This is a genomic window from Coprococcus sp. AM14-16, assembly GCF_003434675.1.
GTDB lineage: Bacteria > Bacillota > Clostridia > Lachnospirales > Lachnospiraceae > Coprococcus > Coprococcus aceti.
In genome coordinates this window covers 1-19298 of the sequence record NZ_QTLL01000005.1, presented here as the reverse complement: position 1 = coordinate 19298, position 19298 = coordinate 1, and the positions used below count along the sequence as shown (strand labels likewise).

The window sequence follows — 19298 nt, the reverse complement described above, 5'->3', positions numbered from 1 at the left end:
AAACTATCGAACAATAACTGTGCCTCATCAAGAGCCTTTTGCACAACAACTTTGAAGTTGTATTATTGAATAAAATGGAGATTTTGATATGAAAGACAAGGCAAACAAGGGTTATTGGCAACGACTTGCAAAAATATATGCACCTTTGATGGAGTCAGATAAGAAGTTTTATAATGCAATCTGCGGATATATTAGAGATTATCTCAAATCTGATATGAATGTATTAGAATTAGCTTGTGGAACAGGGCAGCTATCTTTCCCATTGTCCGATTGTACTAATAGCTGGACGGCAACCGATTTTTCGGAAAATATGATTAAGCAAGCGAAAAAGAGAGGTACAACAGAAAAACTTAGTTTTTGCGTAGCCGATGCAACGGCACTTTCATATGAGAATGAAAATTTTGATTGTGTAGTAATTTCAAATGCACTGCACATTATGCCAGAGCCTGAAAAAGCAATGCAGGAAATTCGTAGAGTATTAAAAAAAGATGGTATTTTGTACGCACCAACCTTCTTATGGGCAGAGAAAAAATCAAGTGGTTTACGAAAGCGATTGATGTCTATTACAGGATTTAAAGCATACAAAGAATGGAACAAGGAAAATTTTTGTGAGTTTATTACGAATTATGGCTTTACAGTCGTCAAAGTGAATTTGGTGGATGGCGGTTTAGCTCCTGTTGGAGTTTTGATTGCGAAAAAAACTAATTATTAAATTTCAGTTTGTAGGGAACAACAGCTAAGACAATTTTATAATAAAACAGCGTCAGAGCATTTATGTGTAAAAAGCATAAATGCTCTTTTTTTGTCCTTTCGAGGACAAAAAAGGAAAGCAGCTTTTGGACAAATTGTCCAGAAGCTCAAATTGAAAAGAAGGAGGATAACAAATGTACAACAAAAATGGTATTCGATGGGTAAGACCACCCACACACGACAGGAAGCACAGAGAAAATAATATCGGGAGGACAGAACAATGGTCGATGAATTGACGCAGGAGTCGTTCCAGACAGGAAAGGCGATTGTGACTGTCAGCGTAGATCTGATTACTGCCATTGCGGATGCGTGTAAGCGGTCTGAACAGCAGAATCCGGGTATGAGTGAGGAACAGAAGGAGACATTGCTCGGCAAGGTTGTCGATAAGGTAATGTCGAATTATAAGGAAACTCATGGCTCATTAAAGGGATTTAACAGAGAGGGCAAGGATGTCACGCATATTGATGTGAATGATGAGCGAACAGCGGAACTTTTGGAGAAAGCCTGTAAGAAAAGTCATATTCCAATGGATATGAAAGAGGTAACGAGAGCAGATGGTTCTATCACGCACACTGCATTCTGTGAAGTGAAAAGCATAGATCAGGTGGCAGCATTACTGAAGATGGCTTCCGAACAGGTACTTGAGGAGCAGAAGGAAATGACTAAGACACTTGTGCTTTACGATGATAAGGGCAAGGAGGTTATGTCGGCTGACTTTGTAAATAATGGTGAGATAAATATAGACGATGTGGAAACACTGTCAAAATTCTCTACGAGATTTGAGATCAAGGATCACAAGAATGAAGTCCTGGAATCTGGAAGTATCACACCAAATGCAAAGGAGGAAATCAAGGAAGCGGCGAGAAAGCATAATCCGAAGAAGGATAAGTCGCTTACGGAGCGAATCAAGGACAAGAAGGAGCAGTCACAGAAGAAACAGAAAGACAAGAACCGGCAGCGTGAGAAAACGAAGAAAAAGAGCCGGGATACAAGTTTGTAGGTGGTGCTTATGGGGAAAAAGAATATCGGCGGTGCCGTACTTGATGACCTGAAGGCATTACCTAAGAAGATACTGAAACCGTATTACAAGAATGGAAAGCTGAATGCGAACAAGGTAGCGATTGATGGAATCCCGTTTGTAATCATATTTTATGTGATAAATAAGTATGTACAGGCGGTGGTATCAGCAGATGGCGGCGATATGCTGGATAAGTGTGTCAAAGCATTTTCGCTGATATTCCAGGTCAAACCATATTTTGCACCTTCATTTAAGCTTACACCGCTTATCTGTGGTATCGGAGCAGGTGTGGCATTCAAGCTTTTCATGAACTCCAGAAAGAAGAATGCCAAGCAGTTCCGTCCAAGAGAGGAATATGGCTCTGCGAAGTGGGGGACGGATAAGGATTTTGAACCATATACAGACCCGGTTAAGTGGAACAACATTCCGCTGACTGCGACAGAATGGCTCAGAATGACGAGACCGGAACACCCAAAGTACGACAGAAACAAAAATATCCTGATTGTCGGAGGTTCCGGAGCAGGAAAAACAAGAGGATTTGTGAAACCGTCACTTATGCAGATGCAGTGTTCGTATGTAGTGACTGATCCCAAGGGAACTGTACTTGAAGAAGTGGGTACCATGCTTGCAAGAGGGGCATGGGAGCTTGACGACAAGGGTAACAAAGTACCGAAGGTCGGCAAGAACGGACAGGTCTTAAAGACCAAATCCGGCAAGGTGATCTATAAGAGGACACCATATAAGATAAAGGTATTCAACACAATCAATTTCGCAAAGTCCATGCACTATAACCCATTTGCATATATTCATACGGAGCAGGATGTGCTCAAATTTGTGAATACGCTGATTGCAAATACAAAGGGGGAGGGCGCACAGAGCGGAGAAGATTTCTGGGTGAAAGCCGAGAGGTTACTGTTCACAGCGTATGTGGCGTACATTGTGAAATACTGTAAGAAGAGTGAGAGAAATTTTGTCTCACTTTTAGCCATGATAGATGCGTCGGAGACAAGAGAAGAGGATGAGGACTTTGAGAATGCCATTGACCTTATGTTCAAAGACATAGAATTTGGTAATGATGAAGAGGGCATAGAAGCTGATCCGGATTCTTTTGCAGTACGACAGTATCATAAATATAAACTTGCGGCAGGTGTAATAAGATGAAAGAGACTTTTTAGTACCTTAACAGATTAAAGATTCTCTTTGAGCTTATTACTTTTGGCTCAAATACAGAGGAAAGGAGCAGAACATGAGTAGTGAGAAAATAATTGTATTATATGAACGATTAAGCCGAGAGGATGAGAACCTTGGGGAGTCGTACAGTATATCAAATCAAAAGAAGCTGCTGGAAGATTATTGCAGAGAAAAAGGGTGGACCAGGTTCAGGCACTTCACTGATGATGGTATATCCGGCACAACCTTTGACAGACCATCCTTTAAGGCTATGATACAGCTTGTGGAAGATGGAGAAGTGGAAACCATTATTCTAAAGGATATGAGCCGGTTAGGGCGGGATTATCTTGTGGTAGGTCAGCTCCGGGAGTTCTTTCGCAAAAAGGGAGTTCGTCTGATTGCAATTAACGATAATCATGACAGTTACAATGGAGACGACGATTTCCTTGTATTCAGGGATGTTATGAATGAAATGTATGCCAAGGATATCAGCAAAAAGATAAAATCCACATTCAAATCCAAGGGAAAATCCGGAAAGCATGTGGCAAGTGTTACACCATACGGATACCTGAAAGATGAAAATGACGGAAACCATTGGATTGTGGATGAAGAAGCTGCCGAAATTGTGAGGCTGATATTCAAATGGACTATTGATGGGCTGGGTCCTTATCAGATAGCAAAACTTCTGCAGGAGAAAAAAGTGGAAATACCGGCAGTGCATATGGCACGCTTCGGGCAGGGGAATAACAGAAACAAGAAAGTGAAAGACCCTTATGGATGGGGTTCTTCTACAGTAGTCGGGATATTGAAGAAAAGGGAATACTTAGGTCACACGGTCAATTTTAAAACACAGAAGCATTTTAAGGATAAAAAGAGCCATTATGTATCAGAGGACAACTGGGTAATATTTGAGAATACGCAGGAGCCGATTATTGACCAGCAGACCTTTGATACAGTGCAGAAATTACGGGAAAATGTAAGGAGATACCCGGACGGATGGGGAGAGCATCATGTTCTTACCGGTCTTATGTATTGTGCTGACTGTGGTGCAAAAATGTATGTGCACCGGACAAGCAATGGAAAGAGGATTGCCCAGTATACCTGTTCTGCTTATACCAAGGTACCTTGCGGAACATTGTGCAAGACACAGCACAGGATTAACGAGTCAGTGGTGCTGGAACTGATAGGAGACACACTCAGGGCAATCTTTGAATATGCAAAGTATGACCGGAGCGAGTTCATAGACACCATAACAATGGCACAGTCAACACAGGAGGATGCAGAGGTAAAAAAGGTCAGGGCAAGAATCGCAGTGGCTGGAAATCGCTGTGAGGAGCTGGAGAAGCTAATCTGCCGTATTTATGAGGACAATATTCTCGGCAAACTACCGGACAGCAGATATGAGGTTCTTGATAAGCAGTATGCCAGGGAAAAAGCGGAGCTGGATGCAGAGATTAAGGAGCTGGAAGCGAAGCTCACAGAATATGAGAAAAGCAGAAATTCTGCCGGCAAGTTTATTGCACTGATTGATAAATATGAGAAGTTCGAGGAACTGACACCGGCAATGGTAAATGAATTTGTTGATAAGGTGCTGGTGCATGAAAGAGACAGAAAGGGGAGCATCCAAACCACGCAGGAGATTGAAATCTATTTCAATTTTGTTGGTCGGTATGTTCCACCGGCAATGATGACAGAACCTACTGCTGAAGAGCAGGCTGAGATTGACCGGATTAACAGAATCAAGGACAGGAGACATCAGCAGTATTTACGAAGAAAAGAAAGTGGATGGCAGAGGAAATATGAAGAGCGTGTAAAAAATGAAAAGCGTGCAAAAATGCAGGCAATGAAAGAAGAAATCCGCAGGCAGGACAGGGAGAACGGAGTCTATGCAACGGCAGGCAGTCTTGCATTGGAACCGACGATTGGAATGCCTGAATAGGATTTCGCAGAAAGCACTTGAGAGAAGTCTTGGGTGCTTTTTTCATGCTCAAATTTCCGCAGGAAATGCAGGGCAACCGGAGAAGTTGAACTGTGTTATCCGTCCTGTGGGATGACAGATTTCAACTCCTTCGGAGCAGAGTACAGAGGTGCAACCTTTGTCGGAGTTGAGAGGCAGAGCCTTCATCAGGTCAAGGGCAGAAGCCCTGCCCAGTTTATTGTCGTAGCGACAATAAGTACTGGGTATTACTTGCCGCAAACGCAAGGGTTTATCGGCTCCGCCATCAAAAAAACAAAACAGTGGAGAGGAGAGAAAAGACAATGAAAGCTTCAAGGCATAATGGCAGAAGTGGAAAGCATGGAGTCTATGATGTAAAGCATAATGACAGGGATTTTGATGTGGAGCACAGTGAACATATTGATTCGGAAAGAACAAAGCAGAATGTTTACTGGGACTGCTATCAGGGTTACAGTTTTGCGGGCAGTTCCCAAGAGAGGCAGTTTAATTTTACAGAAATTGAGCGTGCCTATTACTATGAGCATTATTCAGATTTTGTGGATGCACAGAATGAGAGGAATGAGCAGGCAAGGCATCCGGAGAGAAACAGAACGATTGATGATGTACTGAAAAACAATAAGACCTGCCCGGAAGAAAGCGTGATACAGCTTGGCAATATAGACCATGTGGTTACACCGGATGTGCTAGCTAAGGTATCAGCAGAGTTCTTTGACGAGTTCAATAAAAGATATGGCTCCCACATTCATATATTGGACTGGGCACTGCACCTGGATGAGGCAACCCCGCATATTCATGAGAGGCATGTATTTGACGCAAAAAACAAATATGGAGAATTATGTCCCCAGCAGGATAAGGCACTGGAAGAGCTTGGCTTTGAACTGCCTGACCCAGCAAAAAAGAAAGGGAAATACAATAACCGGAAAATGAACTTTGATGCAGAATGCAGAAAATTGTTTTTGGAGATAGCACAGAGAAACGGAGTGCAGGTGGAGTGTGAGCCGGTTTATGGTGGTGCAGGCTATCTTGAAAAGCAGGACTTTATAATTGAAAATCAGAAAAAGCGAATTGCAGAGAAGCAGGCAGTTCTGGATGAGATTACCATGAGAGTTTTGGATATGGAGAATTTTGTGGAACAGGTAGCTGAGGATGCCTATGAAAAAGCGTGTGAGGCAGTATCTGATACAATGGCAGAGCAGACCAGGGCGGAAGATATTGAGGAGCTTCGCAGATATAAAAAGTGGCTGACCTCGGATGAGAGAAAGACACCAAAGGACAAGCGGGATTTTGTCGGAAGGTGTCTTGATAATTTGGAAAACAGGCTCAGGGGCATGGCACAGAAAGTAGCCGGGAAAGTAATGGAAACATTGCAAAATCCACGCATAAAGGAGCAAAAGAAGTCTGAGGTAAAGGAACATGCAAGGAAGTCAGTCCGTGCCCTTCTTGAGGCAAACAGGAAGCTTGTAGAGGAGCAGAGAGCAAAGGTGGCAGAAACACCAGCACACAAAAAAGCAAGGGGAGAGGAATTGGGATAAGCATGAATGTATTTGCAGTAGTGAAAGAAAATGTCACTGCAAGGCAGGTGGCTATGCAGTATGGCATCAAAATCAACCGGAGTGGGCTGGCTTGTTGTCCGTTTCATAAAGACAAGACTCCCAGCATGAAGATTGATAAGAGATACTATTGTTTCGGCTGTGGAGATACCGGAGATGCGATAGATTTTGTGGCAAAATATTTCGGGCTTGCACCAAAGGAAGCTGCAATGAAGATTGCATCTGACTTTGGACTGAATTATGACGCAACCAACCGGGCACCACCGAAAAAGATGGCACCAAAGAAAACACCGGAGCAGATACTGGATGAAGAGCAGAAGCAGTGTTTTTGTGTTCTGTCAGACTATTATCATCTGTTAAGGAAATGGAAAACAGAATATGCACCGAAGAGCATGGATGAGGAATGGCATCCCTGCTTTGTAGAAGCTCTGCAGAATATCAGTAAAGTGGAATATCAGCTTGATACTCTCCTTGAAAAGGATATCCCTGACAGAGCTTCTGTTGTTTCTGACATTGGAAAGGGGGTGAAGTCGATTGCAGGAAGAATTGAAGAGTATCGGAGAAGTCAGGGCGATGCTGGAGAGCACAGAAAAGGGAGAAGTCAGGAAAACAGTCGGTAACTATCGTCTGATTTTGATGAATGACCCTAATCTGCAGGGTGCATTCCGTCTGAACATGTTTACGGATAAAATCGACATTACAAGGGATTTGGGATGGTATCGTGAAAGCGACAGCCTGACGGATGTTGATTTGAAATTCCTTGTTGTCTACCTTGAAAAGCATTATGGATTATCCAACGAAAAGCGGATTGAGGATGTGATAAAGGTCGTGGCAAATGAAAACAGATACCATCCGGTTCTTGACCGCATCAATTCCATAACATGGGATGGCTGGGAGAGGATACGCTATGCACTGCATCACTTCTTAGGGGCAGAGGTCAGTGAGTACACCTATGAGGTAATGAAGCTTTTTATGATAGGGACGATAGCAAGAATTTCATGCCCGGGCATCAAGTTTGAAGTAATGCTCTGCCTGGTAGGTGGTCAGGGAGACGGTAAATCCACTTTTCTGCGTTTCCTTGCCATGGAAGATGACTGGTTTACGGATGACTTGAAGAAAATGGATGATGATAATGTATACCGAAAAATACAGGGGCATCTGATTATAGAGTTCCCTGAAATGGTGGCAATTCTCAATGCCAAGAATGTGGAAGATACCAAGTCCTTTATGAGCAGACAGAAAGACACTTACAAGACCCCATACGACAGGCATCCCAAAGACCACAAGAGGCAGTGCGTGTTTGCCGGTTCATCAAATTCGCTGGATTTCCTGCCTATGGACAGGTCGGGAAACCGAAGATTTCTGCCTATTCTTTGCAATATGGAAGAGGCGGAAACTCATATACTCGATGATGAAAAGACATCAAGGGAATATATCGACCAGATGTGGGCAGAGGCTATGGAAATCTACAGGAGTGGCAAATGCCAGCTGAGGCTTCCGAAAGAGATGGAAAAAGAGCTTTGTGAGTATCAGAAGCAGTTTATGCAGGAAGATACCAAGAAAGAGCTGATTCTTGACTATTTGGAGCATTACGAGGGAAGCATGGTATGTTCAAGGCAGTTATATTCTGAGACATTGGGAAATGACGGAAATCCGGCACAATGGGAAATTCGTGAGATTAATGACATTATGAATAACTGCAGTAATTGGATTGCCTTTAGTAATCCAAGACATTTTCCTGAACCATACCGCAGGCAGAAAGGATGGGAGAAGCCTGACAACAGAGGTCAGGATTTTCAACCGATAACCAAGGAGCAGATGGAGCAGTTATCATTGCCACCGGAGTGGATGGAGAGATAAATGCCTGATAGGTTGTCGGCTGGTTGTCTATCCCGTTGCCAACCCCGTTGTCGGTTCTATGTTCTATAAAACCTTATATTTACTATGTTTTTAAGGGATATATATAGTTCTGACAACGAAAGCAACGGAATATTTGAGAAAAAGTAAATTTAGGAAAAGTAACTATAAATAAAAGGAATTGAGAGTTTTTAGAGGTCGGTTGTCAGCTTCCGGTTGTCAGCTGAAAGAGGCTCTTCCTTACCAGGCAGACATAAAGGAGAACACAAATGGAGAATAGAAAATCACACACACCGGTAGCACTCAGAAAGCAGATAGGTGGCACAATGTATGTTGTGAGAGTGCATTTCAATGAGGATGCCGAAGAAAGCATGAAGGACAAGATAAAGAGGCTGATTGAGAATGATGTTAGGGCAAATCAGCATACGGCATAGGTAGAAAAGCATATGGAAAACTTGCATATATTGTGGTATAATTAGTATGTTCAATAAGAGCGAAAAATAAGAATATTCTTAACAGATGAATTTATGGAAGGGTGAATTTATCATGAGGAAGAATGTAAAAATCATTGTTGGTGTCGTTGTGCTTATTCTTGTACTCGTTGTTGGTTCTTTTGTAGGACTCATAATTAACCGTACCAACGACCATAAATTTGGGAGATATGTATCAACGGAAGGTCCTTGGGGAATGACTGCCACCTGGGTATCGGAGGACAGTGCCAGTTATCTTGTCTGCAAGAAGGAAAACGATGAACCGTTTGCCAATGTTACAGCCTATTTTCAGGGTGTGGACGGTTGGCAGGTCTATGAGTTGAATAGCATCGATAGAATTGTTTATCTGGACATTGTAAAAGATGGCGTTGTTGTTGACGGCACCAGCGGCTATATGAAATTTGATGGAACTACATTTACTATTACAGATCTGGACAAAGATACCTTTGGTGCAGATGAATTTCATTATGTCATTACCGATAAGGAGTTCAGTCCCGATTAAAGTGTCAAACCTATTCCAGTTTGGGCATGAGGTTGCCGAAAATCAAAAGTGAATAAAAATGACTTTATAGCCATTGTGGAGAAATCTACAGTGGCTTTTTTCATGCAATGAAATGTATGGGTACTAAAAAGTCTTTGACATTTTGTTTCAGGTAAGACAGCCAAGAGTATTCTGGTTTCCTGTGGTGCGAGACTTGCACCATTTGACATCAAGGAAGTCAGGGAGATAACAGCATATGATGAACTCGACTTAGGGGACATCGGTAGAAGAAAGACAGCACTGTTTGTCATTATTTCGGATACAGATGATTCCCTTAATTTTTTGGTATCAATCATGTACACACAGCTTTTCAATCTGCTCTGCACGATTGCAGACGATGAATACCATGGAAAGCTCCCGGTACATGTGCGGTGTATCCTGGACGAGTTCGCAAACATCGGACAGATTCCGAAGTTTGACAAGCTGATTGCAACCATACGAAGCAGAGAGATATCGGCATCCATTATCCTACAGTCTAAGGCACAGTTAAAGTCAATTTATAAGGATAACGCAGAGACGATCGAGGGTAACTGCGATACATTTCTGTTTTTAGGTGGCAAGGAGAAGTCAACATTAAAAGATCTGTCGGAAGTGCTGGGTAAGGAAACGATTGACACGTACAACACCTCTGATACCAGAGGAACATCTCAGTCCTATGGTCTGAACTATCAGAAACTTGGGCGGGAGCTTATGAGCCAAGACCGCCTGGCTCTTATGGATGGCGGCAAATGTATATTGCAGGTGCGTGGAGTAAGACCGTTCTTTTCAGATAAGGTCGATATAACCGCAAACGAGATGTACAAAGAGCTTTCGGATTTTGACAAGAAAAATCAATTTGACATTGAGAAATATGTTTCCGAATATGGAAAACCAAAGTTTTCTAAGATCATATGATGAGATTCCTCCGAGAGTTGAATACTCACTTACAGATAAGGGCAGATCCGTTGTACCGATACTTAAGAGTATTTGTCAGTGGTCAGGAACCTTTTACAAGGAAGACAACGAAAACGAGATGACACAGTGCCAGAAATGTGACCATAGGGGGTAGACATAATGATAAAATATACAGAAGAGAAAACATTTACACAGGATCAGGTACAGGAGCTTTTTAAGTCGGTTGGGTGGATCTCGGCAGAATACCCACAGAGACTTCACAAAGCACTTATGAACTCACAGACTGTTCTTACCGCATGGGATGGTGGGTGAGCGCCTTGTCGGACTTGCAAGAGTGTTGGATGATTCAGAGCTGGTGGCATTTGTACACTATGTTCTTGTGCATCCTGAATATCAGGGGCAGAAAATAGCCGGAAATATGGTAGAATATATTAGAGATAAATATAAGAATTATCTGTACATAGAGGGAATGCAGGAGGACAGCAAGAATGTCGCTTTCTATGAGAGACACGGTTTCCACGTTATGGAAGGTGGCACACCGATACAGATATGCAATTTTTCGGATAAGAGGTAAAAGGGATGCACGATTATTTGACAGAGACAAAGATGCTCGACTATTCAAATGAGAATATCAAGCAGCTCATCAGAGAGAGAAAGTGGAGTGACATGGCAGAGTTTGAACGCCTGAAGGCCATTTATACATTTGTCAGGGATGAGATATTGTTTGGATATAATGTGGATGACAGTGTCTCGGCGTCCAGGGTGCTGCGTGATGGCTATGGACAGTGCAACACCAAGGGAACACTGTTCATGGCGCTGCTTAGAGCCTGCGATATCCCGTGCAGAGTGCATGGATTTACCATTGATAAAAAGCTGCAGAAGGGCGCTATGACAGGAATCGTATACAGAAATGCACCACAGAATGTATTTCATAGCTGGGTAGAAGTGTATTTTGAAAACAGGTGGTATGAGCTTGAGGCGTTTATTCTGGATATGGGATATCTGAAAAAGTTGCAGGCGAAATACAGTGAGTGTACGGGTGCATTTTGCGGATTTGGAGTGGCAGTTAAGGACTTTAAGAATCCTGTTATAGATTTTGACAGGAATAATACATATATCCAGAGCGAAGGTATCAATCAGGATTTTGGAGTGTATGATTCGCCGGATGAACTGTTAAAAGAACACCATCAGGAGATGTCAAGGGTGAAGGCGTTCCTGTACAGAAACTGGGGAAGGCATATGATGAACAGGAATGTCAGGAAGATCAGGGGTAAGTAGAATAGAATATGGGAGGTACACACATGGCAAAGAGAAAAACACTGCCAAAGGATTTTGAGCAGCTTGTGCAGACGGCAAGTGATGAGGACATCAAGAAGGTATTGGGCAAATGCGACATCAATGCATATGGCGGATACAACAAGGGAAATGCGCTGGAATTTCCACTTTCAGAGAAGATGATGCGGTGGCTGATAGAGCAGGGGATCGACATCAACTATGTTGACCAGTATGGCTACACACCGCTGCTTTATCATGCTGGAAGAATGTCATCAGAGAAACAGGCAATAGCGCTGGTGAAGCTGGGCGCAGACATAACAGCCACCCAGGGCCTTGACAGAGAGACCGTAATGCATGTGGCTGTGAAGACTGGCAATCTTGAGCTTGTCAAATGTCTGATACAGGCGGGAGCAGATGCAGAAGTGACATCCAGATCAGGGGAGACTCCGCTTGAGAGAGCGTTTCACTGGGCAAGGACATTTGATCTGATAAAGCTTGCGCCGGTAGCAGAGTATCTGATCGGGATAGGAGTTCCGGTCACAGATAAAATAAGAACATATATGAGAAGCGCGGCTGAGGATATAGAGTTTCGCAGGAAAGATATGAGTCCAGATATTATGCCGGAGCTCGACAGGGCGATGGAGAGTCTGTACGGACTGCTCGGAGTTGCCTCTGTTCCAAGGCGGGTAGAATATGACGGCACATCGCCGATCGTCATTCATGAGAAGCGCTGGCAGAAGCAGCATGGAGAATTGTGGAATCTTCTTGTGCCTGGTTCGGGACATGCGGGCACAGTTCATGGCGAGGTCATCCGTATATCGGGAAAACTTGCCTATGAGATACTAGATAATGGATGCTGCAACTGGGATTCAGATTTCAAGAGCATGGCAAATGCCCTGTATCGATACATATGTATGGGCACACCACTTGACGCGGACGAGCAGAGAGAATTTGCCGGGCTCATAAAAGGCATCAAGGATGCCGATGAGACGGATATAAACAGACTCACAGAGCTTTCGGTCAAATGGGTGACACTGAATCTGAATCCTATGGCAGTGGGGGAACTTGATTATAAAAGATAGATCAATTACTGTGACTTCCGTCCATAGCGGAAGTCACAGTAAGCTCCATTTTCGGCAAGGGTCTGAGTCCTTATGAGCTTCAAGTCCATCATGTCAGCAAGAACGAAATCCATACGGCACAGATACTTTGCCAGTTCAAAGCATCCCTCGTCACGGCAGAGATTACAGATCCCGCAGTTGTGATAATCATAGCCGAGTACGAAGTCATCGTTTGGCCCGCCCTCGATGATGTCAAGAACCCAGTCATTCTCATAGCGTCTCAGATGGGATTCCTCAGACCATTTCTTCCTTCCCGGAAGCTTTTTTTCATCGAGATAGCTGTCTGCATTTCCAATAACCATATGAAAAAGTTTATTGTTGTACAGCCCGTCTTTGTACAGGCTGAAACATTCCTCCGGTGAAAGAGAAGTCTTTCTGTTTAGTGCGATGAAATATGCGCCCATGCAGTATGAGCTCATGAGGTGCGACTTTCCTATGTCATCGGCACGCTCAAGGACTGCCTTGTATTCGTTCTTTATAGCCTTACTGTCAAGGATTAGATGCTGTGCTTTTGCCTGCTTCATGCATGAATTGTGATAGAAATAGCCAAATAATTTCTGTGTAAATCCATATTTCATAGTTACATATCCTTTCTATTCTATTTGACACCAGTCAAACTATCAATACAGGTCAATTATTGGCCTGTCGATTTATTTAAAGCGTATCTCGATTATCTGACACATGCAGGATTTGTCCAGGTGCTTAAAAACAGTGTTGAGGACAAATCCATATCGTTTGTCAAGAGGTCTGTACCCTGTGAGATATCCGTTCCTTATGATAGATTTGAATGAAGAACTCCAGCTATTAAGTTCAGAGAGTTCGTCGACACTGAAATAAACACCGATGTTGTCGTCACAGTCCTTGAGCCATGTCTTCAGCATGTTCTTAAGACCTTTTTTCTTGGTCGCGTCAAATACCAGCTTGCCTCCAGGAAAATGCTCTGCCATGGCGGTAAACAAAGTCTTAACCTGCTCAGTTTTGAAATAGTAAAAGACACCTGATGCAAAGAATACGATTCCATCCTCAGGATGGAAATCTATCTTGTCAAACCATGAGAGATCGTTGAGGTCACAGGCGATATTTGTCTCGCGTTCACGCTCACCTAAAAGTTCATTGCGGACAGCTATGGCGTCAGGAAAATCCAGATTGTACGCACGTGCCTGTCCGTTATCCACCTGGCTGAATGTTGTGTCGAGACCACAGCCGAGGTTCACAACACAGGCTCTTGGATGATCCTTGAGATACGATCGGCAGACGGATGCCAGATCATATTGTCTGGTGGCAGCCATGATAGCACCGATTTTCTCCATGATACCTTTCCTGTTATAGTCTATCTCGACCTCGTTGTATATCCTCTGACAGTCAAGATCATTAAAGTTTCCCGGATACATCTCCATGGCACGCTTTCTTCCGTACAGTGGAAGAAGAAGAGTTTCCTGGACAGAACCCTTTTCAATTTTCTTTTTTTCCATTTGTTTTTCCTCCTATCTGCAATCCTGCTTCTATTCCGTGCAACAGAACATCCATAGCCTCCATAAATGCAGTTTTCATCTCTGCTGTGACTCCACTTTGGCATGAGTCATCTGCGATTATTTCACAGACCATTGAGAATTCGGTCAGAGAGAGCATATACACGGTCCTTTCAGATAATTTTCTTGTTGCGATTCCCCGTTTGTATAATTCGTCATAATACTTAATCGCAAAACTGGCGCTTCTTTCTATATAGATACTGCGGAATTTCTCCAGGCATTTGCCTGAGTCATTTTTCAGCAGCATATGAAAGAGCTGCATGTCGCCCTCAAGCATATCGAAGATCTGCACCGATACCCTGGAATACAACACCTTGAGCAGCTCGTCATCTGACATGGCAGTGAAGTCTATTCCGATCATGGATTCAGTGACTTCCATGAGCTTTCTGCCGCTTTCCTCAAATATCTCGTCAAACATTTCCTCTTTGCCTGAGAAATGCTTGTATATTGCGCCAGCAGTGATGCCGGCTCTTGCGGCGATCTTACGCATGGACGCCTCCTGATATCCAACCTCAAGAAAGACTTCCATGGCACTTTTCAGTATTGCCGCCCTTGTTTCTTTTGTACTTTCCCGAATGATAGTCACCTCCATTTACTATTTGGTAAACAGTGTTTACTTTATATCACATGGGATTTACAAAATCAAGCGGCCAGAAGATTAAATGAGTTAATTGAAAATTTCTATCATTAAGCGACCGATTGACGAAGACTTGACATGCAGTATCATTCCACGTCAAAGGTGAGTAGAATGGGATGACGTTTAGTTGAAGGAGGTTTACATAATGTCAAAAAAGCTTATAGCATATTTCAGCGCAAGTGGAACCACGAAAAAGGTTGCAGAGATGATATCGGAGGCAGCAGGCGCAGACCTGTACGAGATCAAACCAAAGGAGCTGTACACCAAGGCTGACCTTGACTGGATGAACAAGAAATCCAGAAGCAGCGTCGAGATGAGCGACAAGAAGCTTAGACCGGAGCTTGATGATTCAAATGCACATATTGAGAATTATGATGAGATCGTACTTTGATTCCCTATCTGGTGGTATGTGGCTCCGACGATCATCAATACATTCCTTGAGAAGTACGACTTCACAGGCAAGAAGATCACATTGTTCGCAACATCAGGTGGAAGCGGATTTGGCAACACGATCAAGGAACTCCAGCCATCGGCACCGGGAGCTGAGTTTGTAGAAGGCGGACTGCTCAACATGGCAAACAGACAGGAGATCGAGAAGTGGGTAGATAAAACCCTCGCGTAAAGAATAGATGTATGACAAATTAGTGAAGGATGATAATAACTTTCATGCATCCAACGAATATATGAAACAGAGTTACATTTGGAAGGAGAAAAACAATGGCAAAGATAGTACAGACAGCGGGAAGAAATGCACTCGGAGAGTTCGCTCCTGAGTTTGCACATTTTAATGACGATGTTCTCTTTGGGGAGAACTGGAACAACAATGACATCGATGTAAAGACCAGAAGTATCATAACTGTTGTGGCACTTATGGCACAGGGAATCACTGACTCATCGCTGAAGATCCATCTTCAGAATGCTATTCCATCACGCAAAGAGCGGTGGCGGACAGATCCTTGTATGTGTCGGTGGACGCGGATACTATCAGGAGGAGGGCAAGCCTGCAGTTGAGATGAATCCAGGCGACTGCATCAACATTCCTGCTGAGGTAAAGCACTGGCACGGCGCAGCTCCTGACAGCTGGTTCAGCCATCTTGCAATCGAGGTTCCAGGTGAGGAGACATCAAATGAATGGTGCGAGCCTGTGACGGATGAGGAGTACGGAAAGCTTCAGTAGGGCTGTAGTAGATAACGCAAGTGACAATATCATATGAATATATAGAGACCATTCGGGTATAAATATGATTCGCGGTTGAATGCGAATGGATATTTATATCCGGGTGGCTTTTTGTTTCGACAAGAGCCTTGACGGATATATGATAACCACTGTACCTTAAGGGCGGCGGTGTGGTAAGATGTAAGATAGAAAATATTGGAGTGCTTGAAAACACTGTGGAATAATGTAGTATAGAAGGTGAGATGGATGAACAACGGAAAAAAGACATACAATTTCTGGGGCTGGAAGAATGCAGATGCACCGGCCATCACAGATGAATATCCGGGGATAAATACCCCAACAGATCTATACGATGCGCTGAGTCATATCTGGTGTGCAGACACCTGTGCGCCGAGGATGAGGGACAGATGGACAAAAGATAACATGACGCTGGGGCAGTGTTCCATCACTGCTTTTCTGGAACAGGATATATTTGGTGGAAAGGTGTACGGTATAAAGAGACCAGGCGGAAACTATCATTGTTACAATGTGATAGGTGACTGCGCTTTTGATCTCACAAGCGAGCAGTTCGGCGATGAAGTGTTGGATTATGAGAATAATCCGGAACAGCAGAGAGAGGTACATTTTGCTAAGAAAGAGAAAAGACAGAGGTATGAGTATCTGAAGGCTGCGCTCGGGGAATATACAAAATGATGTAGATAACAAATATGACATTCTGAAAAAGAGCATCAGATAATTAAGCTCGTTGTGATAGTAACGTGTTATCGTACTCGCACATTATGATATATAGTATATAGAGTGCGATATAAATCCATAGACCGGAGAATACATACAGAATGTATAGAAACAACAGGATGGAGAAAATGGCGGAAATAGAGAAAGTAATATTTATGAATATGTGCATGGTATATGATCACGCTGGGCGTGTACTTGCACTCGATAAAGTAGGGAAAAGCTATTCCGGAACGACATTCCCTGGTGGACATGTGGAACCCGGAGAGACATTCACAGAATCGGTGATACGAGAGATATATGAGGAGACCGGGCTGACCATAAGCAATCCAAAGCTCACCGGAATATATCACTGGATGACCGGAGCTGTGAGAAATGTCGGATTTCTGTACAAGACGGATGAGTATCAGGGGAAACTTATATCTTCAGAAGAGGGCAAAGTGTACTGGATATCGGGAGAAGAGTTCCTGCGAAAACCGCTTGCACCAGGAATGGAACAGGTGTGGCAGATGATGCACGATGACAGTGCGTCGGAATGTCTGCAGACACTTACGGAAAATGGCATAGTTTCAAAGATACAATAACAATAAAAGTTTAATGGGATTTATGGGGGAAAGAAAATGTCAATATTTTCAGATATATCAAATATGACAAGCAAAAAACGTAAACTAGAAGTGCCAAAGCCAAAAACGAACTTATTTGTGAGGGGGATAGTGTTGTTTGCATTGGGACTCCTTGGTGCCTCAGTCTATACAGTCGAAGATATAGACAAGACACCTGCTCTTGTTTTTCTATGTATTGGAGCGGCTTTGATCATAGCTGGTATAATTTCTTTGATCTGTTATGGAAAACAGGTGACAGCATTTAAGAAATATACTCCGACATGGGAGAAACACAGAAGTATATTTGATGATTTCGCCATAGAATTAAATCACTGGTATGATTCTGACATGCGTCCACGCAGCTGTGATGGAGACACATCATATATTCTTCGCCTTCAGAAGGATAGAATGGCACGGAAAGGCATTCGTATGATACAGCATACATCACCTGTGAAGAGAGAAACGATGGGAACTACAAGAGTGCCTCGAAAGACATCCTGGTACACAGTTGATCTCATGTATGAGGGGGTTGACAGGCATCTGCAATTCCAGAATTCAACCGGCATAATATATGAGCGTGTAACCGAAGATACGATGTACGAGACAGTTGTCCATACTCCAAATGAGCAGGAACTTACACGTATGTCCATGACTTGTCCAAACTGCGGTGCAGTTAGCCCTGTGGCAGCTCTCACGGAAGGCTGCCCTTATTGTCGTACGGTTTTTCGTATCAGTGATCTGTTTCCCCGTGTAACAAATATATTTTTTATTCGGGAGAATGCGTCAGCAAAGAACCAGAGGAAGATGGGAAAAACCACGGGGATAACCATGCTGGTTTTCTTCCTTGCATGTTTTATACTTTCTTTATTTGACAGGGAAACACCCATACCGCAGGCTTTGTTCATGTCATTTTTTGTAGCACTTATTATGGGCGGAATATTTGGATATATAATTTCTATTATCATATTTATGACAAAACAGTTCAACATGGATGGACGAAAGAGGATACCGTTCTGGTCCTATGTGACAACAAAAGGAAAGGTCAAAAGTGCATTTGCACCATATGATCCGTATTTTTCATTTGAGAAGTTTGAGGGACAGATCATATCTCTTATCCGTATGGCGATTATGTCAGACCACCCGGAGAATCTGGCATCATATTGTGGTGGAACATTAAATCCATACTTTCAGGATATTATAGAAATGACATATATGCAGGCTATGACAGTGCAGGATATACATATGGAGGGAAGTCATCTGTGCATGACACTCAGAACATGGTGGATAAATTACAGTGAGAAGAATGGACGCGTCAACAGGTGCGGAGACTGTATAGACGTTACACTTCGGAGAAATGTTGCTTACATGGAACCTCCTGGATTCTCCATTACATCTGTGTATTGCAGGAATTGTGGAGCAAGCTTTGATTCTGTCCGTCAGAGAAACTGCCCATATTGCGGAACCGTATATCACATGGAGAATGAAGGTTTTATAATTGAAAGACTTGAGCTGGTATAGGCAAAGCGTATAGATACAATATAAGCTGAGTATAAAGAAAACGGAGAAACTAACAGGTATAGTATCTTAAAATCTGATTATAACGAGGAATATAAAAGAAAGAAATAAAAAGAAAATAAGAAGAAAATAAGAAGAGAATAAGAAAATACATAATAGGAAAAACATAAAAATAGAAAAAAGAAAAAATATGCTTGACATTGTAAAATGATGGTGGTATCTTATAAAAGCTGTCGCGTGAGACGGTGTCAGAAACATCTATAAAGTATCAGATTTTGACATTTATTCGTTATATAATCACCCGGTTATGATACGAAATCAGTTTATAAGAGCTGACGAAATGACTTGAAAAAAGATGAAAAAAGTTGTTGACATTGAGAAATGAATGTGATAGTATTTAGAAGTTGTCGCTGAGAGGCGAGAGCACAGAGAACCTTGAAAAATTAACAACATGACAACCCTGAAATTCCAAACAAGAATTT

At 42.8% G+C, this 19298-nt stretch carries 19 protein-coding genes and 4 pseudogenes; 20 read left to right on the top strand and 3 right to left on the bottom strand.

Annotated features, from left to right (window positions below):
* The first annotated feature begins 88 nt into the window (after positions 1 to 88).
* The 15 genes and pseudogenes from DW159_RS13235 to DW159_RS13160 all read left to right on the top strand — a co-directional run bounded on the left by DW159_RS13235 (position 89) and on the right by DW159_RS13160 (position 12585).
* On the top strand, positions 89 to 712 hold the full coding sequence (locus tag DW159_RS13235; protein WP_117551380.1) for a class I SAM-dependent methyltransferase: 624 nt from the start codon (positions 89 to 91) through the stop codon (positions 710 to 712).
* A gap of 258 nt (positions 713 to 970) precedes the next feature.
* Complete coding sequence (locus tag DW159_RS13225) at positions 971 to 1750, top strand: hypothetical protein (RefSeq protein WP_117551378.1); 780 nt, start codon at positions 971 to 973, stop codon at positions 1748 to 1750.
* 261 nt (positions 1751 to 2011) lie between these two features.
* Positions 2012 to 2917, top strand: a pseudogene (locus DW159_RS13220) (type IV secretory system conjugative DNA transfer family protein); the annotation flags it as partial.
* A gap of 97 nt (positions 2918 to 3014) precedes the next feature.
* A complete protein-coding gene (locus DW159_RS13215) occupies positions 3015 to 4877 on the top strand; it encodes a recombinase family protein (protein ID WP_012744311.1) in 1863 nt (620 codons plus the stop codon).
* 320 nt (positions 4878 to 5197) lie between these two features.
* Complete coding sequence (locus DW159_RS13205) at positions 5198 to 6427, top strand: serine/arginine repetitive matrix protein 2 (RefSeq protein ID WP_117551374.1); 1230 nt, start codon at positions 5198 to 5200, stop codon at positions 6425 to 6427.
* Between the two features lie 2 nt (positions 6428 to 6429).
* Positions 6430 to 7065, top strand: a complete 636-nt coding sequence (locus tag DW159_RS13200; RefSeq protein WP_004853608.1) for a CHC2 zinc finger domain-containing protein — start codon at positions 6430 to 6432, stop codon at positions 7063 to 7065.
* On the top strand, positions 7019 to 8305 hold the full coding sequence (locus DW159_RS13195; protein WP_330410637.1) for a virulence-associated E family protein: 1287 nt from the start codon (positions 7019 to 7021) through the stop codon (positions 8303 to 8305). The genes DW159_RS13200 and DW159_RS13195 overlap by 47 nt, the downstream gene beginning before the upstream one ends.
* 266 nt (positions 8306 to 8571) lie before the next feature.
* Positions 8572 to 8736, top strand: coding sequence for a transposon-encoded TnpW family protein (locus tag DW159_RS13190; RefSeq protein ID WP_004853612.1), 165 nt, complete (start codon positions 8572 to 8574; stop codon positions 8734 to 8736).
* A gap of 112 nt (positions 8737 to 8848) precedes the next feature.
* The gene (locus DW159_RS13185; protein WP_242992742.1) at positions 8849 to 9295 is read left to right on the top strand and encodes a hypothetical protein; all 447 of its coding nucleotides are present in this window, start codon (positions 8849 to 8851) and stop codon (positions 9293 to 9295) included.
* A gap of 147 nt (positions 9296 to 9442) precedes the next feature.
* Positions 9443 to 10228, top strand: a pseudogene (locus DW159_RS13180) (VirD4-like conjugal transfer protein, CD1115 family); the annotation flags it as partial.
* Positions 10185 to 10382, top strand: a complete 198-nt coding sequence (locus DW159_RS14260) for a winged helix-turn-helix transcriptional regulator (protein ID WP_081445879.1) — start codon at positions 10185 to 10187, stop codon at positions 10380 to 10382. The pseudogene DW159_RS13180 and the gene DW159_RS14260, both read left to right, overlap by 44 nt.
* 5 nt (positions 10383 to 10387) lie before the next feature.
* Positions 10388 to 10540 (top strand): hypothetical protein, encoded by a 153-nt coding sequence (locus DW159_RS13750; protein ID WP_004853620.1) that lies wholly within the window; start codon positions 10388 to 10390, stop codon positions 10538 to 10540.
* Positions 10530 to 10802: a GNAT family N-acetyltransferase gene (locus tag DW159_RS13170; protein ID WP_004853622.1), complete on the top strand. Its 273-nt coding sequence runs from the start codon at positions 10530 to 10532 to the stop codon at positions 10800 to 10802. Before DW159_RS13750 ends, DW159_RS13170 begins: the two co-directional genes overlap by 11 nt.
* Positions 10803 to 10807: 5 nt before the next feature.
* Positions 10808 to 11506, top strand: a complete 699-nt coding sequence (locus DW159_RS13165) for a transglutaminase-like domain-containing protein (protein ID WP_117551370.1) — start codon at positions 10808 to 10810, stop codon at positions 11504 to 11506.
* Positions 11507 to 11529: 23 nt separating this feature from the next.
* Positions 11530 to 12585: an ankyrin repeat domain-containing protein gene (locus tag DW159_RS13160; protein ID WP_242992741.1), complete on the top strand. Its 1056-nt coding sequence runs from the start codon at positions 11530 to 11532 to the stop codon at positions 12583 to 12585.
* A 5-nt stretch (positions 12586 to 12590) separates the two neighbouring features.
* Here DW159_RS13160 and DW159_RS13155 read toward each other — a convergent pair whose 3' ends face one another.
* The 3 genes from DW159_RS13155 to DW159_RS13145 all read right to left on the bottom strand — a co-directional run bounded on the left by DW159_RS13155 (position 12591) and on the right by DW159_RS13145 (position 14745).
* Positions 12591 to 13202, bottom strand: coding sequence for an L-2-amino-thiazoline-4-carboxylic acid hydrolase (locus DW159_RS13155; protein WP_117551366.1), 612 nt, complete (start codon positions 13200 to 13202; stop codon positions 12591 to 12593).
* Positions 13203 to 13274: 72 nt separating this feature from the next.
* Positions 13275 to 14096, bottom strand: a complete 822-nt coding sequence (locus tag DW159_RS13150) for a class I SAM-dependent methyltransferase (RefSeq protein WP_117551364.1) — start codon at positions 14094 to 14096, stop codon at positions 13275 to 13277.
* On the bottom strand, positions 14077 to 14745 hold the full coding sequence (locus tag DW159_RS13145; protein WP_117551362.1) for a TetR/AcrR family transcriptional regulator: 669 nt from the start codon (positions 14743 to 14745) through the stop codon (positions 14077 to 14079). The genes DW159_RS13150 and DW159_RS13145 overlap by 20 nt, the downstream gene beginning before the upstream one ends.
* A 190-nt stretch (positions 14746 to 14935) precedes the next feature.
* Here DW159_RS13145 and DW159_RS13140 point away from each other — a divergent pair.
* The 5 genes and pseudogenes from DW159_RS13140 to DW159_RS13115 all read left to right on the top strand — a co-directional run bounded on the left by DW159_RS13140 (position 14936) and on the right by DW159_RS13115 (position 18819).
* Positions 14936 to 15412 (top strand): annotated as a pseudogene (locus DW159_RS13140) (flavodoxin).
* Positions 15413 to 15507: 95 nt separating this feature from the next.
* A pseudogene (locus tag DW159_RS14255) lies at positions 15508 to 15967 on the top strand (carboxymuconolactone decarboxylase family protein).
* Positions 15968 to 16213: 246 nt separating this feature from the next.
* Positions 16214 to 16660, top strand: a complete 447-nt coding sequence (locus DW159_RS13125; RefSeq protein ID WP_117551360.1) for a YunG family protein — start codon at positions 16214 to 16216, stop codon at positions 16658 to 16660.
* A gap of 170 nt (positions 16661 to 16830) precedes the next feature.
* Positions 16831 to 17283: an 8-oxo-dGTP diphosphatase gene (locus tag DW159_RS13120; RefSeq protein ID WP_158547613.1), complete on the top strand. Its 453-nt coding sequence runs from the start codon at positions 16831 to 16833 to the stop codon at positions 17281 to 17283.
* A 132-nt stretch (positions 17284 to 17415) separates the two neighbouring features.
* Positions 17416 to 18819 carry a zinc ribbon domain-containing protein gene (locus tag DW159_RS13115; RefSeq protein ID WP_117551356.1) on the top strand — a complete coding sequence of 468 codons (1404 nt, stop codon included), beginning with the start codon at positions 17416 to 17418 and terminating at the stop codon, positions 18817 to 18819.
* Positions 18820 to 19298 lie beyond the last annotated feature (479 nt).

What these genes read in the sequence shown, in the direction of transcription:
- DW159_RS13160 (WP_242992741.1), top strand. Translation starts at nt 11,530, where the DNA reads ATGGCAAAGAGAAAAACACTGCCAAAGGATTTTGAGCAGCTTGTGCAG.
- DW159_RS13200 (WP_004853608.1), top strand. Translation starts at nt 6,430, where the DNA reads ATGAATGTATTTGCAGTAGTGAAAGAAAATGTCACTGCAAGGCAGGTG.
- DW159_RS14260 (WP_081445879.1), top strand. Translation starts at nt 10,185, where the DNA reads ATGTTTCCGAATATGGAAAACCAAAGTTTTCTAAGATCATATGATGAG.
- DW159_RS13190 (WP_004853612.1), top strand. Translation starts at nt 8,572, where the DNA reads ATGGAGAATAGAAAATCACACACACCGGTAGCACTCAGAAAGCAGATA.
- DW159_RS13155 (WP_117551366.1), bottom strand. Translation starts at nt 13,202, where the DNA reads ATGAAATATGGATTTACACAGAAATTATTTGGCTATTTCTATCACAAT.
- DW159_RS13185 (WP_242992742.1), top strand. Translation starts at nt 8,849, where the DNA reads ATGAGGAAGAATGTAAAAATCATTGTTGGTGTCGTTGTGCTTATTCTT.
- DW159_RS13215 (WP_012744311.1), top strand. Translation starts at nt 3,015, where the DNA reads ATGAGTAGTGAGAAAATAATTGTATTATATGAACGATTAAGCCGAGAG.
- DW159_RS13205 (WP_117551374.1), top strand. Translation starts at nt 5,198, where the DNA reads ATGAAAGCTTCAAGGCATAATGGCAGAAGTGGAAAGCATGGAGTCTAT.
- DW159_RS13120 (WP_158547613.1), top strand. Translation starts at nt 16,831, where the DNA reads ATGGCGGAAATAGAGAAAGTAATATTTATGAATATGTGCATGGTATAT.
- DW159_RS13170 (WP_004853622.1), top strand. Translation starts at nt 10,530, where the DNA reads ATGGTGGGTGAGCGCCTTGTCGGACTTGCAAGAGTGTTGGATGATTCA.
- DW159_RS13150 (WP_117551364.1), bottom strand. Translation starts at nt 14,096, where the DNA reads ATGGAAAAAAAGAAAATTGAAAAGGGTTCTGTCCAGGAAACTCTTCTT.
- DW159_RS13125 (WP_117551360.1), top strand. Translation starts at nt 16,214, where the DNA reads ATGAACAACGGAAAAAAGACATACAATTTCTGGGGCTGGAAGAATGCA.
- DW159_RS13165 (WP_117551370.1), top strand. Translation starts at nt 10,808, where the DNA reads ATGCACGATTATTTGACAGAGACAAAGATGCTCGACTATTCAAATGAG.
- DW159_RS13195 (WP_330410637.1), top strand. Translation starts at nt 7,019, where the DNA reads ATGCTGGAGAGCACAGAAAAGGGAGAAGTCAGGAAAACAGTCGGTAAC.
- DW159_RS13145 (WP_117551362.1), bottom strand. Translation starts at nt 14,745, where the DNA reads ATGGAGGTGACTATCATTCGGGAAAGTACAAAAGAAACAAGGGCGGCA.
- DW159_RS13750 (WP_004853620.1), top strand. Translation starts at nt 10,388, where the DNA reads ATGATAAAATATACAGAAGAGAAAACATTTACACAGGATCAGGTACAG.
- DW159_RS13235 (WP_117551380.1), top strand. Translation starts at nt 89, where the DNA reads ATGAAAGACAAGGCAAACAAGGGTTATTGGCAACGACTTGCAAAAATA.
- DW159_RS13225 (WP_117551378.1), top strand. Translation starts at nt 971, where the DNA reads ATGGTCGATGAATTGACGCAGGAGTCGTTCCAGACAGGAAAGGCGATT.